Here is a 14,076-nt window from a genome sequence, read left to right as displayed (position 1 = left end):
AGGCGCAGCGCGAGTCGTCGCGTCAGGAGCACGAACGAACCTCCCAGAGTGGCTTCAGGCGCAGCGGGCTTCGTCGCATCCGGGGGCAGCACGAGACCTCACACGGGAAGCACGGCGTCATCACACTCACCGGCACAGCGGGGCATGACTGGGGTACGGGAACGCCACGGCGGGCTCGGTGGCCAGGTCCATCACCGAGCGGGGAAAGCCGTGGCACATCAGCGTGTCCAGGAAGTCCGCGAGGCACGGCGCGGAGGCGTCCGTCTCCTTCACATCCACCATCTTCCCGTTCTCCATCCGCCAGCTGTGCCGCAGGTAGCCCCGCGCCCACGGCGAGGCATTCATCGCGGGCGCGGCGAGCGCCTCGTACAGCGGCTGCCGTGACGCCGTGCCCCTTCCGAGCCGGTAGAGGATGGCGGCCACCTCGTTCTCGTCGATGCGCTGGAGCAGGCCGTCCGCGGGCTTCGGCCGCGTCCACGTGCCCGTCGCGGGCGCACGCGTCGCCAGGTCCACCCAGAACATCGTCCCGCCCTGCCTGTCGTAGTACCGCGAGCTGCCACGCGCGTCCGAGCTGAACCACGTGGCCCAGCCCTCGCTCCACGCCTGTCCGGGGAAGGTGGGCACGCCGATGAAGTGGGGACCGCCCTCCTCCGGGCTGCTGCCGTGGCTGGCCATCACCCAGTGCCCCAGCTCGTGCAACACCATGGCCTCGGACCACCAGGCCGCGTCCGCGTCGCCGGGCAGCCACACCTGCGCCTCCCACCTGCGCCCCGCCGCCGTCACCGGCCGGGGCGAGAAGCAGGCACCGCAGGACCACGTGGTGCCGAAGCCGAGCCACGCCACCACCGGCAGGCCCGGGCTCCCGTAGCGCTCCCGCGCGCGGTGCCACGCCAGGCGCAGCGAGTCGAACACCGCCGCGGCCCCCGAGCCATCCGACTCGCGGATGCTGAACACCGGCCGCTCCACCAGCGCCTGCGTGGAGCGAGACCAACTCCAGATGCGCGCCGACGCCCCCGGCACCGCGGGCACGCGCTGCTCGCCGGACAGCGCCGGGTCCGCCACCGCGTAGTCCACCGTCGCGGCGCTGCCCCGCCCGGCCGCGTAGACGACGATGCGGTCCTGCGACTGCACCCCGGCCGGCACGCGCACGGTGAAGTGCCCGTCGAAGTCCGTCACCTCCAGGTCCACCAGCGTCTCGCCCTGGTAGGACGCGACGAGGAAGCCGCCCGCCGGCACCCACTCCGCCTCCGGCGTCCAGTCGTGGAACGTGGCATCGGGCCGGCGGCGCGCGTAGCGCACGGTGCCGCTCAGCGTACGTCCCGGCGCGCCACACCAGCCCCGGCGCCCCGCCTCCACGCAGCCCGCCGTGCACTCCCGCGAGCGCCAGCGCCCGTCCACACACGCCTCCAGCCCTCCGGACGCCGCGCAGCGCGTGACGCCCTCCACGCACGCCGCGCCCTCCGCGCAGCGGGCTCCGGCGTCCTCCTCCACGCACGCATCCCCCACGGCGCAGTCCTCGCGCAGGAGCACGCCCAGCAGGCACCGCTCCACCACGCGAGTCCCCAGGCATCTGCCGCCCTCGGGCAGGGCCGAGCAGTCGACGGTGGCGCGCTGTGCTTCTTCCGGTGCATCGGCGCAGGCTTGCTCGACGCACGCGGCATCATCCGGCGCGCACGAGGCCTCGCACGGCTCACCGCCCTGCCCCGGCCCGCAGGCCAGCACGAGCAGCAGCAGGACCCAGGACGCCCGCAGTTCGAAACGCAACGCCGTGGAACCTCCAGCCCCGCCAATCCCCGTCAGGGCTCGCGCAGGACAGCACGCGCCGCGCGCCGGGCGGCAGGACCGGGGAGCCCACGGCTCTCCTGCCCGCTCGCTGCCGCCCCTCGGGGATGTCCTTCAACCGACACGCGCTGCCCCTCAAGCCTGCCCGCCTGCTCCTCGCGTCACACGTTTGCGATGCAACGAGTTGGCAGTGGGTCATTGTCCGGCAACGGGTGGCCGGGGACCCGCGGGCTCGCGCTTCGGCCGTGTGTTGTTAGAGTCGGCTGCTGATTCATTGTCAGGGAGGGGGCTCATGACCAGGACCGACACACAGGCCTCGCGGCTGGACCCACGGCTGGACCTTCCGAGCCTCGGCGTCCATGCGCTCTGGGCCGTGTGGCTGGTGACGACGGCCGTGCTCTGGAGCGGCTGGAGCGTGCCGGCGCGCGTGGGCGCCATGGTGCTCGGCTGGGCGGTGATGTTCTGGAACTACGCCGTGCTGCACAACCACATGCACGTGCCCATCGCGAAGCCCCGCGCACTCAAGTGGGTGGTGTCGCGCACGCTCGGGCTGGCGTGTGGCTTCGCGTATCGCGGCTACTACCTCCACCACTTCAACCACCACCGCTACAACGACGGCGACGGGGACTGGGGACGGCGCCACCCGGGCGAGGGCGCGCTGCGCTACTGCGTGCGCTGGGCGCTGACGCCGTGGTTCTGGCCCTTCGAGACGCTGGTCAAGGTGTGGGGCGCGTGCAAGACGCGCGGGCAGAAGGCGGAGCTGTTCATCGACTTCGCGGTGGTGGACGGCACGCTGCTGGCGCTGACGCTGTGGCAGCCGTCGCTGGGCCTGTCGCTGCTGGGCACGCTCATCGTCACGCAGACGTGCATCCACTACCTCAACCTCGCGGCCCACCTGGACGCGGATGCGCGGGAGCGCTCGCGGCTGGCGGTGACGTCCACCTCGCCCTTCTACAACCGCTGGTTCTTCAACGCCGGCTACCACCAGGCGCACCACCTGAAGCCGCAGACGCCCTGGCGCGCGCTGCCCGAGGTGACGGAGGGACTGGAGCGCCAGGGACAGCTCCCCGCCGAGCTCCGGACGGACGTGTCTCCCATCAGCCCCGGCTGGGCCGCCCGGGTGTTCAGCCGCGTGGGTGCCGAGCCCCAGGCCACGCCCGGAGCGAGCACGTAGCCTACGGCGTCACCCGCGCGGTGAATGCCGCGAGCAGCTCACGCCGCTCCGCCGCGTCCGTCACGCCGTCGAGCGCCGGGAAGAAGTACGTCTCCTCCCGCAGCTCGTGGTGGTGCGAGAGGTGCTTGAACGTAGTCTCAGCGTCCAGCAGCCGCAGCACGGCGCGCTTGAAGCCCGCGGACGCCGGCTCCAGGGCGCGCAGCTCCGCGCGGAAGCGCGCGAGGAACTCCAGCAGGCGTTGGTGCTCACCGGTGAAGAGCTCCGGCGAGGCGCCCCGGATGCGGCCGGCCCTCGAGAAGACGGGCAGCAGCAGCGCCTCCTCCGCTTCGAGGTGCCGCCGCAGCGCCGCCTCGTAGGCGTCGAGCCGCCGCGCCGCCAGCGACACGTCCAGGTCCAGCAGCGCGTCCTGGTGCTGGAGAAACTCCTCCTCCAGCTCGCGGTGGAGGGAGGCCAGGCTGGCGAAGTCGGAGAACGGCGGGCTCATGCGCGAAACCTCGCCGCACCTTCGCCGGAGCTCCGGACCCACGCAACCCCGGAGCCCGGCTGCCCGCCACGGCTGAAACCAGGGCACGGGAGGCAGGAAGGTCTATCCCGCCCGGAAGGACCCTGCTCTGCCCCCGTGCCCCAGAAGCTGAAGACGCCGGCGGTAGCGCCCCCGCCCCCTCAAGGAGGTGGGGCTGTCCTTCCGGCCGGAAGGACCCACGGCCCGGGCGCGTCCGGCCACTCGGCGATGACCACGTCGAGGCCGAACGTCTCGGAGATGAGGTCCGGACGCAGCACCCGCGCTGGCGGCCCCTCTTCCACCGAGCGTCCACCGGCCAGGAGCACCAGCCGGTGCGCATGGCGCGCGGCGAGGTTCAGGTCATGCAGCACCGCGAGCACCGCACCGCCCTCGCTCGCGAACCGCCCCGCCGCTTCGAGGATGAGGTGCTGGTGGGCGAGGTCCAGGCTCGCGGTGGGCTCGTCGAGCAGCAGGTAGCGGTGTCCCTGCTCCAGCGGCGCGGAGAGCTGGGCCAGCACGCGCGCGAGCTGCACCCGCTGCTTCTCTCCTCCGGACAGCGTGGGGTACGGCCGCGAGGCGAGGTGCCGCGTGTCGGTGGCGTCCAGCGCCGCCAGCGCCGCCTCCAGGTCCGCGCCCTCCGAGCCCCGGCCGACGTGCGGGCTGCGTCCGAGGAGCGCCACCTCCAGGGCCGTGAAGCCGAAGCCCAGGGAGGACTCCTGGGGCAGCACGGCGAGCCGTCGCGCCCGCTCGCGCGGCAGCCAGCGGTTCAGCGGCAGCCCCTCCAGCAGCACGTCCCCGGCCGCGAGGCGGAGCTCTCCCGACAGCGCCGCCAGCAGCGTGGACTTGCCCGCGCCATTGGGCCCCACGACGGCGACCACCTCGCCGGGCTGGAGCACCAGGTCGATGGGGCCGAGCACCCTGCCCCGCCCACGCCACACCTCCACACCGCTCGCGGTGAGACTCATGCGGCCCCCTTGCGCGCCAGCAGGCCGAGGAAGACGGGCACGCCCAGCACCGACGTCAGCGCGCCGACGGGCAGCTCCGCGGGCGCCGCCGCCACGCGGGCCAGCAGGTCCGCGGCCACCAGCAGCGCGGCGCCGAGCAGCGCGGAGGCCCCGAGCAGGCGCCGATGGTCCGGCCCCATCGCCAGGCGCAGCAGCGCCGGCACCAGCAGCCCCACGAAGCCGATGATGCCCGTGGCGGACACGGCGGCGCCCACGCCCAGGGCCGCGGCGAGGACGAGCCGGCGCTTGAGCCGCTCCACGTCCACGCCCAGGTGCCAGGCCTCACGCTCGCCCAGCAGCAGCAGGTTGAGGGCGCGGGCCTCGCGCAGGAGCAGCGCCAGCGCCACGCACAGCGGCACCGCGGCGGCGCCCACCACGTCCCAGGACGCGCCGCCCAGGCTGCCCCAGCTCCAGAAGGTGATGGAGCGCAGTTGCGCGTCCGTGGCCACCTGGGTGAGCAGGCCGATGCCCGCGCTCGCGCCCGCGCTCACCGCCACGCCCGCCAGGAGGATGCGCGCCGTCTCCGTGCGGCCGTCTCCCCGGCCCAGGCGCTGGGCCAGCAGCGTGGCGCCCAGCGCGCCCAGGAAGGCCGCGCCCGGCACGGCCAGCAGGCGCAGGGAGCCCAGCCGCGTGCTCAGGGACACGTCCAGGACGATGGCCGCCACCGCGCCCAGTGCCGCGCCGCTGGAGGTGCCCAGCAGCCCGGGCTCCACCAGCGGATTGCGGAACAGCGCCTGCAGCGCGGCGCCGCACGTGGCCAGCACCGCCCCCACCATGACGCCGAGCACCACCCGCGGCAGCCGGATGGAGAGCAGCACCGCCTCCTGCGTGGGCGCGAGCCGGCTTCCCGTCTGAAGGCCCAGGGCGTCGAGGACACCGCCCACCAGCGCCAGGGGCGGCACGTGCACCGCGCCCACCGCCAGCGAGGCCAGCGCCACGCCCACGAGCAACAGCGCGAGCAGGCCCCAGGGGCGCGGCGGAGACGGGAGCGAGGCGCGCCCCGGGTACCCGGCGGAGACGGGAGCGACGCCCGACGCGCTCATGGCCCGCTCCCCGCGGGCAGGCCCAGCCCGTCCTGCAGCCGCGCCACCGCCCGGCCCAGCGAGGGCCCCAGCGCCATGAAGTGGACGTCCTCCACGGTGACGAGCCGCCAGCCCTTCACCTGGGACAGGCCCGGCACGCGCCCCAGGCCCTCCGCGCCGCCCAGGGACGACGCGGAGCTGGCGGGGAGCAGGATGAGGTCGGGCGCGGCCTCCACCACCGCCTCCGCCGTCAGCGGCTTGTGGCCGCTGAAGCGGGAGACGGCATTCACGCCGCCCGCGAGCTGGATGAGCACGTCGGACGGCGTCTGCGTGCCCGCCACCATGAGCACGCCGCCTCCCCGCGCGTAGAGCGACAGGACGCGCGGCCGCTTCCCATCCTTCCTCGCGGCCACGCGCGCGGCGGCGCGCTCCAGGTCCTTCTCCAGCTCCGCGATGAGCGCCGCCCCCCGCGCGCTCCTGCCCAGCCGCTCGGCCAGGGTCCGGATGCGCTGCCGCGCCGCCTCCACCGTGGGGGCGTTGGACAGCACCAGCACGTCCACGCCCGACGCCTTCAGCTGCTCCAGCACCCCCGGCGGGCCCGCCTCCTCGGACGCCAGCAGCCGCGACGCCCCCGTCGCCAGCACGGCCTCCGCGGAGAGGGCGCGCTGGTAGCCCACCTTGGGCGTCCGGGCCGCGGCCTCGAGTGCGAGGCTGGTGTCATCCACGCCGACCACCTGCGCCCCCGCGCCCAGGGCGAACACCGTCTCCGTGACGGCCGGGCCCACCGTCACCAGCCGGGGCTCGGCGCCCGGGCCCTTCGCGGGCGCGGCGGAGGGCGCCGGAGCCTGGACGGCGGGCGCCGGGGGCGGAGCGGAGCCAGCCGCGTGCGCACTGGCCGCCAGCATCAGGCCGGCGAGCCACCCGGCCACTTCCCGAGCGCGACTCACGGGAGCACCTCCCGCGCGGGCAGCGACTCCGTCAACTCACGAATCAGCGTCTGCCACGCGGGCAGCTCGGGGAGCCCCGGCTTGCGCTGCCCGAAGACGAGCGCGATGTTCTCCCCGTCCGCGTCGAACAGCTCCAGCGACGTCACCACGCCGTCGCGCGTGGGCTTGCGCACCACCCAGGCGGAATGGATGTGGTCCGCGCGCACGTGCAGGTTGAAGCCCGGGTCCAACACATTCATCCACGGCCCCGTCGGGCGCACCGTGCGCACCGGCCCGGTGTGAATCTGGATGCAGCCCGGGTTGCCGACGAAGACCATGATGGGCAACCCCGACGCGGCCACCCGCTCCAGCACCCACGCGAGGGACGCTGGCGCCACGGGCGTGGCCAGCTCCCGCCCCACCAGCCTCAAGGCCTGCGTCCGCGCCACCTTCAACCGCTGGAGCAGCGGGAAGAAGTCATGCGTGTCCTGGAGCGCCTTCCAGCCGGCGCGCAGTCCCTCCACGTCCACCTCGGCATCCGGACGCGGCGCGTCCACCGGCCGGGCCGGCTCCACGGGCAGGGTCGGCTCCTGGTCCACATGGGGCAGCGCCTCCACCAGCGCGTCGAACGCCGCCGCGCCCGCCGCGTCCTCCAGGAAGACCTTGTGCACGGCCGTCCCCGATGCATCGAAGAACTGGAGGCTGCGCCGCGGGCCGTCCGCCAGGCGCTCGACCAGCGCGAAGCCGAAGCGCCAGCGCGCCAGGAAGAGGCGCAGGTCGATGTCCTCGTCCAGCACCAGGCCCCTGAGCCCGTGCAGCTCCACGTTGCGCCAGGTGCCCCGCTTCTCGTGGACCGCGTGCGCGTTGCGGGTGAGCGACATCACCCGCCCCAGCGACTCCAGCCGGGGCAGGAGCACGTCGAAGCGCAGGTCGAGTCGGACGGCGTCGTCGCCTATCCCCGTGGCGAGGAGCTCCGCCTCGCTCACGCCAAGCAGGTCCGCGGCATCACGGGCCCGCGTGCGGGGCTGGGATTGTTTCAGCGCCTGCCAGCGCTGGCGCAGGAGGGCGGGCCCGGTCGCCGCGCCCGTGACGGAAGGCTGTTGCTCCATGAGGGACACCTCGGCGTCGGAGCGCATCAGCGGGAGCCAGGGGCCACGTCGACGTGCCCCCCCGAGACGGGGCCGGACACCTTCGCCCAGCGCAGCTTCATCATCGCGGGCGTGCCCGCGTCGTCGTAGTAGGAGAGCAGCTCCAGCTTGAAGTACGCGGCCGCGTCCGAGCGCACCACGTAGACGCGCGGGCGCGGGGTGAGCTTGTGCGTCGCCACGTCATAGACGTACCAGCCGTCCCCCGCCTGGAAGACGGTGTCCGGGTCCGTGCCCATGTCCTCACCATCCGCCGCGTCGATGGTGTAGCCGCTCGCAGGGGCCTGGGTCACCTGAGCGAAGGTCTTGTCGGTGAGCACCGCCACCTGCACGCCGCCAGTGCCGCTCACGCCGCCGCGCGAGCGGATGCCGAAGCGCTGGAAGGACACATCCCAGACGGTGTCCTGCGCCGCGTCCACCTGCTTGCCCAGGTCCAGGTCCAGGCCAATCCACGCCTCCTTGCTCGTCGCGTCCACCGTGGTGGTGAACGAGCCGTCACCGTTGTCCTGGTGGCGCACGTGGGTGCCGTTCTCCGGCTTGGGGGAGCCGGGCGTCTCCGGCCCGTCCTGCGGGTCTTCCTGCTCATCGCCGGGCGTGGGCTCGAGGTCATCACCACACGCCGTCAGCAGGCCCGCCAGCAGCAGGGCGGAGGCCCGGAGGAAGACGCGGGAACGCGGAGAGAAGCGGGACATGAAGGCTCCTTCAGGTGGGGGGTTGGGAGTTCACAGCCGGGCGGACAGCCCGGCCTGGAAGGTGCGCGGAGGAATGGGCAGGTCCGTGGGGTTGCCCGCATCCGCGAGGTTGGTGCCCATGACGAAGAGCTGGAGCTGCTCGCGGAGCCTCCAGCCGACGCGGGCGTCCACGGTGACGTAGGGCCGGGCGTCGTAGGGCTCCGCCTCTCCGTCGCCGTCGGCGTCCGGGTAGAAGGGCCGCGCGCCCACGAGCGCGCCGCGCGCCCAGGCCTCCACGCCCGACTCGCGGTGGCGCCAGGACACCTGCGCCGTGAGCCGGTGGCGGGCCTGCCCCTCCAGCGCGCGTCCGGTGGACTCGGAGCGGCCGTCGGTGAGGGTGTAGGCCAGCTCCGCGCTGACGCGCCCCGGGAGGCGCTGGCGCACGCCCAGCTCGCCGCCGCGCTGCGTGGCCCGCGCCACGTTGACGTAGGTGAAGAGCGACGCCTCGCCCCCCTCCTGGAGCGAGACACCAATCATGTCCCGCAGCGTGTGGTGGAAGGCGCCCACCCAGAGCAGCGACTCGCTGGCGGGCCGCGCCTCCGCGGACAGCGTCACGCTGCGCGAGCGCTCCGGCCGGAGGTCCGGGTTGCCTCGCACGGCGTAGCCGACGGAGGGGTTCTCGAAGTCGAGCAGCAGCTCCTGGAAGCCCGGCGCACGGTAGCCCCAGCCGTAGCCGCCGCGCAGCGTGAGCCAGGACAGCGGGTCCACGCGCAGCGCCAGCCGGGGCGTGACGACCGAGCCGAACTGCGTGTCCGTGTCCACGCGCGCGCTGGGGACGAGCACCAGCCCCGGGCCCTTCGCCACCGTCCAGCTGTCCTGCGCGTACACGGAGCCCCGGGCCCGCCTTCCGCGCCCCGTCTCCAGCCGGTCCGACGACAGCCACTCGCCCAGCAGCTCCGCGCCCACCACCAGCGCGTGGCGCGCATGGGGCCGGGCGTCGAGCTGCGCGCCCAGCCGTCCCTGCTGGTCGCGCGTGTCCTCCACCGTGTCCAGCGCGGACGAGCGCCGCTGGTCCCGCAGGTAGCGCCGGTCGAACCAGGCATACGCGGCGTCCGCGCGCAGCGTCGCGCCGCTGCCCAGCGTCCAGGAGGGTGCCAGCCGCGCGGAGATGGAGTCATCCCGGCTCGCGCGGTCGAAGATGGCGCCCGCCACGCCCAGGTCCACGCCCCGCTGCGTGCGCCGCGAGTAGGACGCGCTCCCCTCCAGCACATGGCCGCTGTCGGCGCGCAGGTCCCCCTTCGCGGAGACGTCGAAGCCCTCCAGGCTGCTGCCCGTGGTGCCCACGTCCGCGGGCTCCAGGTCGTACGCGTCCGAGCGCTGCAGGCCGCCGCTGAGCCGCACGCCCCAGCCGTCGCCCCGGGCCTCGCCCGTGCCGTCCAGCTCCAGCCGGCTCAGGCTTCCGTAGGAGGCACGCAGCTCCGCGCCCAGGGGCCGCCGCGCGCGCCGGGTGATGAGGTTCACCACGCCGGCCACCGCGTCGCTGCCGTACAACGCCGACGAGGGGCCCTTGACGATTTCCACCTGCTCGACGTCTTCCAGCGACAGCCGGGACAGGTCCACGCCTCCGGCCACCCGCCCGGCGACGCGCTCGCCGTCCACCAGCACCAGCACGTACTCGGACCCGAGCCCCTGAATCTGGAGCGTCGCCCCGGAGAAGGAGTGCACGACCTGAAGCCCCGGGTGCGCCGCGAGCAGCTCCGCCGCGTTGCGCGCTCCGCTCACCAGGATGTCCGCGCGGGTGATGACCTCCGTGGCCACCGGCGTCTCGCCCAGCCGCTCCGCTGAGCGCGAGGCCGTCACCACCGTCTGCTGCACGGCGGATGCGTCCGCCTCGACTTCGGGCGCTGGCGCGGGCACGGGCGCGGGCGCGTCCACGCCGCCATCCGCGAGCGCGTCCACGCCGCCATCCGCGGCCGACGGAGCCTCACCCCACGCCGCCAGCGGCAGGGCACACGCCAGGATGAGAAGACACCCGCGCCAGGACATACCGCGTCCTCCGGCTCACGGCCGGCGGGCCTCCTGTAGGAGACCCCGTAGGGCGCTGGGCTCAAGGGCCTCTGGCCTCAGGAAAGACACCACTTCCGGGCCCGGAGGCCCGGTGACTACACGGACTCAGCGGCCTCTGCCGCGACACCTCGCGCTCAGCGGCCCCACCACGCCACCTCGCGCCCAGCGGCCTCTCCCGCGCCCACCCTCCGCCGCCACTCACACCTCGCGCTCAGCGGCCTTCGCCCCGCCCGCCTTCCACTCCGCCCTCCGGCGTCCGCTCCAGCGGCACCACGCGCGTGCGGTGGCACCGCCGGCACTTCAGCTCCACGCCCCCGGGCACCAGCCGCGCCAGGAGGCTGCCGCACAGACACCGCAGCTCCCCGTCCCCGCCCTCTGGCTGGCATCCCTCGCGCATCCCGGCTCCGTGGCTCGAAAACGGCACGGATGATATTGATACTGATTATCAGAGTCAACCATCAAGCCCAACTCCACCCCTGGCGGACGGCAAACAGGGGTGACTCAGTGGACCTTGGCGCGAGCCTGCGCCTCACGCGCCGCGCGGGACTTGCGCGTCACCATGCGGGCGATGCCGTAGTAGAGCTGGTCCTCGGTGTAGACGCGGCGCACGCGGCGGTGGGTGCCGGGGAGGTAGGCGGACCCGGGGCGCTCCAGCCACTGGAGGACGCGCACCTCGCCGCTGTGGGCCAGCTCGGTGAGCAGCTCCGGCGGGCACAGCTTGAGGTAGCGGCGCACCAGCGGCCCCAGCTTGCGCGAGAAGGCCTTGCCCAGCACCGCGTGGCGCCGGCCGGAGTGCAGCGTCCCGTCGAAGCGGCGCGACAGGTGGAAGAGTTCGTGCAGCACCGTCTCCACCCGGGCCTGGGCGGTGGAGGCGCGGAAGAAGAGGGGCCGCAGGGTGATGCAGTAGAGCATCCGCTTGCCGCGAATCCGGATGATGGGCTTGCGGCGGCCGGTGCGGTCCGTGCTCTTGCCGCCCCGGAAGCACAGCGGCTTCACGGTGCCGCGGGAGGCCCGGCGCGCCTCGCCGGCCACCACCAGGATGCGGCCCGGCTTCACATGGCCGAACTCCGGCATCTTCGCCGCGATGTCGCGGATGAGGGTGCGGAGCGTCTTGTTGAAGTTGGGGCGGCGTCGGGCCACGAGTGGTGGACAGTCTAGCGGAAAAGTCCTTGGGTCGGTCCCCAGGGTGGCCACAATGTCTAACGCCATGCGCTCGACTTCGCCCCTCTTCCTGCTGTCCGCCCTGCTCACCCTGGGCCTGGGGTGTGCCTCGGCACCCACGAAGCCCTCGGGACCGGCCGTCCTCACCTCCCAGGAGACCACCGTCCTGTCCCAGGGCATCACCGATGCCGCCGTGCGCTACCGCGCCCAGGTGGCCAGCCCCGCCTCCGGCGTGGTGGAGCGGGCGGACTACGAGCTCGTCTCGGACGGCCAGGTGGTGAAGACAGGGAGCGCGAAGCTGGACGTGCGGCTGGAGCCGGGCGTGCCCGCGGACATCTCCTTCGAGGAGCGCGCCCCCTATGTGAAGAACGCCGAGGACCTGACGCGGCTGAGCGCCCAGGGCGGCACGCTGCTGCTCGCGCTGCGGGGCACGCTGGTGGTGCGCTCGGGAGACCAGGAGGAGAAGGTCCCCTTCGCCGCCAGCCGCGCGGCGCGCGTGCCCCGCCTGCCCACGGTGGTGGTGGAGGAGCTGGACGGGGCGCGCTACTCGCCCGAGGAAGTCCAGATCAACCTCCGCCTGGGTGTGCGCAACCCCAACCCCTTCCCGCTGAAGCTGGAGGGGATGACGTTCCAGGTGTCCGTGGCGGGAAAGAAGCTCGAGACGGGGACGCTCGCCCAGGCGGACAGTGTGGATGCGTCCGCCACGGGGGTGTACCCGGTGGAGGTGGCGGTGACGAAGGACACGTATGGCCCGGACGTGAAGGCGCTCATCGCCAAGGGCGTGCTGCCCTACGGGGTGACGGGCGAGCTGACCGCGCCGCTGATGCGCGTGCCCTACTCGCTGTCCGGTGAGGTGAAGCTGAACGTGTCCCGGTAGAATGCCGCGCGCGTGCCCATCTACCTTCTGAGTGACGAGCACCCGGAGCTGTTCCCCCCTCCGGAGCGTGCCGACAAGAGCGGCGTGCTCGCGGTGGGGGGCGACCTGCGGCCGGAGCGGCTGCTGGCCGCGTACTCGCGCGGCATCTTCCCCTGGTACAGCGAGGGGGACCCCATCCTCTGGCACTCGCCGGACCCGCGCTTCGTGCTGGAGCCGGGCCTGCTGCACGTGGGCCGCTCGCTGCGCAAGACGATGGCCCGCGGCGCCTACGAGGTGCGCTACGACACGGCCTTCGAGCGCGTCATCGAGGAGTGCGGCCGCGCGCCGCGCCCCGGGCAGACGGGCACGTGGATTACCGACGAGATGCTGCGCGCCTACGTCACGCTGCACGAGCTGGGCTTCGCGCACTCGGTGGAGGCGTGGGCCCAGGGCGAGCTGAAGGGCGGCCTGTACGGCGTGTCCCTGGGCGCGGCCTTCTTCGGGGAGAGCATGTTCGCGCTGGCGCCGGACGCGTCGAAGGTGGCCTTCGTCGCGTCGGTGGAGCGCTTCAAGTCGTGGGGCTTCCAGCTCGTCGACTGCCAGGTGGAGACCGAGCACCTCGCGCGCTTCGGCGCGGAGCAGTGGCCGCGAAAGCGCTTCCTCGCGGCGCTCGCCCGCGCGCTGAAGGAGCCCACCCGCCGCGGGAAGTGGACGGAAGCGGCGCCGACCTGAGAAGCCGCCCGGGGCCTCAGTGCCCGGACGCGGCGGACGCGGTGATTTCCTCGGACATCTGCCAGGTGAAGGCGAAGGGAACACTGGAGCGCGGCGTGCCGGGCACGCCCGACGCCGGCTTGCGGAACTGAGCGGCCTTCCAGCCGAGCACCCCCAGGGACGCCAGCCCCAGCAGCACGGGGACCACGGTGAGCGCACGCAGGCCGCGCGGCCGGGGCGCCCCGAGCCCACAGGCGGAGACCGTGAGCAGGAGGGGAACGGGGAGCCGGCTCGAACCGAGCCAGGAACGCAGCTTCGCGGAGAGGGAGAGGGGGCTCATGGCCCTCAACGGTAGGGCGTGTGCCTGCTCCTGGCGGGCCCGGCACGCACGCCCGGCCGTGGAACGAGCCAGAGAGCGGGCCATGCGTCCCAGGCCCGCCCAAGGCTCCCAGGCCGCCCCGCACACACATCCGGCGCCACCCGTCCCCTGGCGTCGGACACAGGCCCTGGAATCACAACCCAGACAGCAAAACCGCACCAACACCAAACCCCCACACCGCCCATGGCAAAGCCAGACGAACAGCCATACCAGCAAAAGGCCCCATCACCAGAACAGACATCATCCACAAGTCCGTGATTGCAATTGCAATCACAAAACCCTATTCAGACAGGGTGCGGGCCACCGCACATCCAGGTGCCGGAGGGGCACCTGACAACCCGAGGGACAACCATGAACCGTCAGGTCCGAGGCGTACTGCAGCTGGTCGCAGTGGTCGGAGTGGGTGCCGTCGTTGGCTTTGGTGTGAACACCGCATTTGCCCGGCCGACCGAGCCGAAGACGAACGTCCGGTGCAACCCGACCAACCTCACGTTCTGCAGGGACTACTGCGCCCCCTTCGGCGGCGCGTGCATCGAGTACGGCGACGGCGACTGGCGTTGCGAGTGCCTCAACTGATGGACTGTCTGGGTTTCGCCTGAGCAGCGACGCGGCAGCGCCCGGAGTGCGGAGCGCTGCCGTGCCTTACTGGTGGCGGCGGCCTCGTGGCGAGGCCCGC

The 14,076-nt window shown here is 73.4% G+C and carries 15 protein-coding genes; 4 read left to right on the top strand and 11 right to left on the bottom strand.

All coding sequences use genetic code 11. From position 1 onward, the window contains the following. Positions 1-126: 126 nt before the first annotated feature. The gene (locus tag ACX9TP_RS08335) at positions 127-1,764 is read right to left on the bottom strand and encodes a hypothetical protein (protein WP_482979196.1); all 1,638 of its coding nucleotides are present in this window, start codon (positions 1,762-1,764) and stop codon (positions 127-129) included. A 310-nt stretch (positions 1,765-2,074) separates the two neighbouring features. Between ACX9TP_RS08335 and ACX9TP_RS08330 the strand changes: the two genes are divergently transcribed. Then, complete coding sequence (locus ACX9TP_RS08330; protein ID WP_482979195.1) at positions 2,075-2,956, top strand: fatty acid desaturase family protein; 882 nt, start codon at positions 2,075-2,077, stop codon at positions 2,954-2,956. Position 2,957: 1 nt separating this feature from the next. Here ACX9TP_RS08330 and ACX9TP_RS08325 read toward each other — a convergent pair whose 3' ends face one another. The 9 genes from ACX9TP_RS08325 to ACX9TP_RS08285 form a co-directional block, all read right to left on the bottom strand. Continuing rightward, positions 2,958-3,440, bottom strand: coding sequence for a hemerythrin domain-containing protein (locus ACX9TP_RS08325; protein WP_482979194.1), 483 nt, complete (start codon positions 3,438-3,440; stop codon positions 2,958-2,960). A 179-nt stretch (positions 3,441-3,619) separates the two neighbouring features. After that, entirely contained in the window at positions 3,620-4,423 is an 804-nt protein-coding gene (locus tag ACX9TP_RS08320; RefSeq protein WP_482979193.1) for a heme ABC transporter ATP-binding protein, read from the bottom strand. Further along, on the bottom strand, positions 4,420-5,505 hold the full coding sequence (locus tag ACX9TP_RS08315) for a FecCD family ABC transporter permease (RefSeq protein WP_482979192.1): 1,086 nt from the start codon (positions 5,503-5,505) through the stop codon (positions 4,420-4,422). Before ACX9TP_RS08315 ends, ACX9TP_RS08320 begins: the two co-directional genes overlap by 4 nt. After that, positions 5,502-6,431: a heme/hemin ABC transporter substrate-binding protein gene (locus ACX9TP_RS08310; protein ID WP_482979191.1), complete on the bottom strand. Its 930-nt coding sequence runs from the start codon at positions 6,429-6,431 to the stop codon at positions 5,502-5,504. Before ACX9TP_RS08310 ends, ACX9TP_RS08315 begins: the two co-directional genes overlap by 4 nt. Beyond that, entirely contained in the window at positions 6,428-7,546 is a 1,119-nt protein-coding gene (locus ACX9TP_RS08305) for a hemin-degrading factor (RefSeq protein WP_482979190.1), read from the bottom strand. Before ACX9TP_RS08305 ends, ACX9TP_RS08310 begins: the two co-directional genes overlap by 4 nt. After that, a complete protein-coding gene (locus tag ACX9TP_RS08300) occupies positions 7,546-8,247 on the bottom strand; it encodes an HmuY family protein (RefSeq protein WP_482979189.1) in 702 nt (233 codons plus the stop codon). Before ACX9TP_RS08300 ends, ACX9TP_RS08305 begins: the two co-directional genes overlap by 1 nt. 30 nt (positions 8,248-8,277) lie before the next feature. Continuing rightward, positions 8,278-10,272, bottom strand: a complete 1,995-nt coding sequence (locus ACX9TP_RS08295) for a TonB-dependent receptor plug domain-containing protein (protein WP_482979188.1) — start codon at positions 10,270-10,272, stop codon at positions 8,278-8,280. Positions 10,273-10,504: 232 nt separating this feature from the next. Continuing rightward, positions 10,505-10,690 carry a hypothetical protein gene (locus ACX9TP_RS08290; protein WP_482979187.1) on the bottom strand — a complete coding sequence of 62 codons (186 nt, stop codon included), beginning with the start codon at positions 10,688-10,690 and terminating at the stop codon, positions 10,505-10,507. Positions 10,691-10,794: 104 nt separating this feature from the next. Further along, positions 10,795-11,433 carry a hypothetical protein gene (locus tag ACX9TP_RS08285; protein ID WP_482979186.1) on the bottom strand — a complete coding sequence of 213 codons (639 nt, stop codon included), beginning with the start codon at positions 11,431-11,433 and terminating at the stop codon, positions 10,795-10,797. A 67-nt stretch (positions 11,434-11,500) separates the two neighbouring features. On the opposite strand from ACX9TP_RS08285, the gene ACX9TP_RS08280 reads away from it, so the two are divergent. Next, positions 11,501-12,331: an LEA/WHy family protein gene (locus ACX9TP_RS08280; protein ID WP_482979185.1), complete on the top strand. Its 831-nt coding sequence runs from the start codon at positions 11,501-11,503 to the stop codon at positions 12,329-12,331. Between the two features lie 12 nt (positions 12,332-12,343). Then, entirely contained in the window at positions 12,344-13,042 is a 699-nt protein-coding gene (aat, locus tag ACX9TP_RS08275) for a leucyl/phenylalanyl-tRNA--protein transferase (protein WP_482979184.1), read from the top strand. A gap of 16 nt (positions 13,043-13,058) precedes the next feature. Here aat and ACX9TP_RS08270 read toward each other — a convergent pair whose 3' ends face one another. Next, on the bottom strand, positions 13,059-13,361 hold the full coding sequence (locus ACX9TP_RS08270; RefSeq protein WP_482979183.1) for a hypothetical protein: 303 nt from the start codon (positions 13,359-13,361) through the stop codon (positions 13,059-13,061). A 462-nt stretch (positions 13,362-13,823) separates the two neighbouring features. Here ACX9TP_RS08270 and ACX9TP_RS08265 point away from each other — a divergent pair, with 462 nt between their 5' ends. Further along, complete coding sequence (locus tag ACX9TP_RS08265; protein WP_482979182.1) at positions 13,824-13,976, top strand: hypothetical protein; 153 nt, start codon at positions 13,824-13,826, stop codon at positions 13,974-13,976. Positions 13,977-14,076 lie beyond the last annotated feature (100 nt).

It is taken from the genome of Pyxidicoccus sp. M15, assembly GCF_056858435.1.
This window is presented reverse-complemented; position numbering and strand designations above follow the sequence as displayed.

Excerpts from the sequence above, each read along its gene's own strand:
- ACX9TP_RS08330 (WP_482979195.1), top strand. The coding sequence starts at position 2,075 with ATGACCAGGACCGACACACAGGCCTCGCGGCTGGACCCACGGCTGGAC.
- ACX9TP_RS08325 (WP_482979194.1), bottom strand. The coding sequence starts at position 3,440 with ATGAGCCCGCCGTTCTCCGACTTCGCCAGCCTGGCCTCCCTCCACCGC.
- ACX9TP_RS08320 (WP_482979193.1), bottom strand. The coding sequence starts at position 4,423 with ATGAGTCTCACCGCGAGCGGTGTGGAGGTGTGGCGTGGGCGGGGCAGG.
- ACX9TP_RS08315 (WP_482979192.1), bottom strand. The coding sequence starts at position 5,505 with ATGAGCGCGTCGGGCGTCGCTCCCGTCTCCGCCGGGTACCCGGGGCGC.
- ACX9TP_RS08305 (WP_482979190.1), bottom strand. The coding sequence starts at position 7,546 with ATGCGCTCCGACGCCGAGGTGTCCCTCATGGAGCAACAGCCTTCCGTC.
- ACX9TP_RS08300 (WP_482979189.1), bottom strand. The coding sequence starts at position 8,247 with ATGTCCCGCTTCTCTCCGCGTTCCCGCGTCTTCCTCCGGGCCTCCGCC.
- ACX9TP_RS08295 (WP_482979188.1), bottom strand. The coding sequence starts at position 10,272 with ATGTCCTGGCGCGGGTGTCTTCTCATCCTGGCGTGTGCCCTGCCGCTG.
- ACX9TP_RS08290 (WP_482979187.1), bottom strand. The coding sequence starts at position 10,690 with ATGCGCGAGGGATGCCAGCCAGAGGGCGGGGACGGGGAGCTGCGGTGT.
- ACX9TP_RS08280 (WP_482979185.1), top strand. The coding sequence starts at position 11,501 with ATGCGCTCGACTTCGCCCCTCTTCCTGCTGTCCGCCCTGCTCACCCTG.
- ACX9TP_RS08270 (WP_482979183.1), bottom strand. The coding sequence starts at position 13,361 with ATGAGCCCCCTCTCCCTCTCCGCGAAGCTGCGTTCCTGGCTCGGTTCG.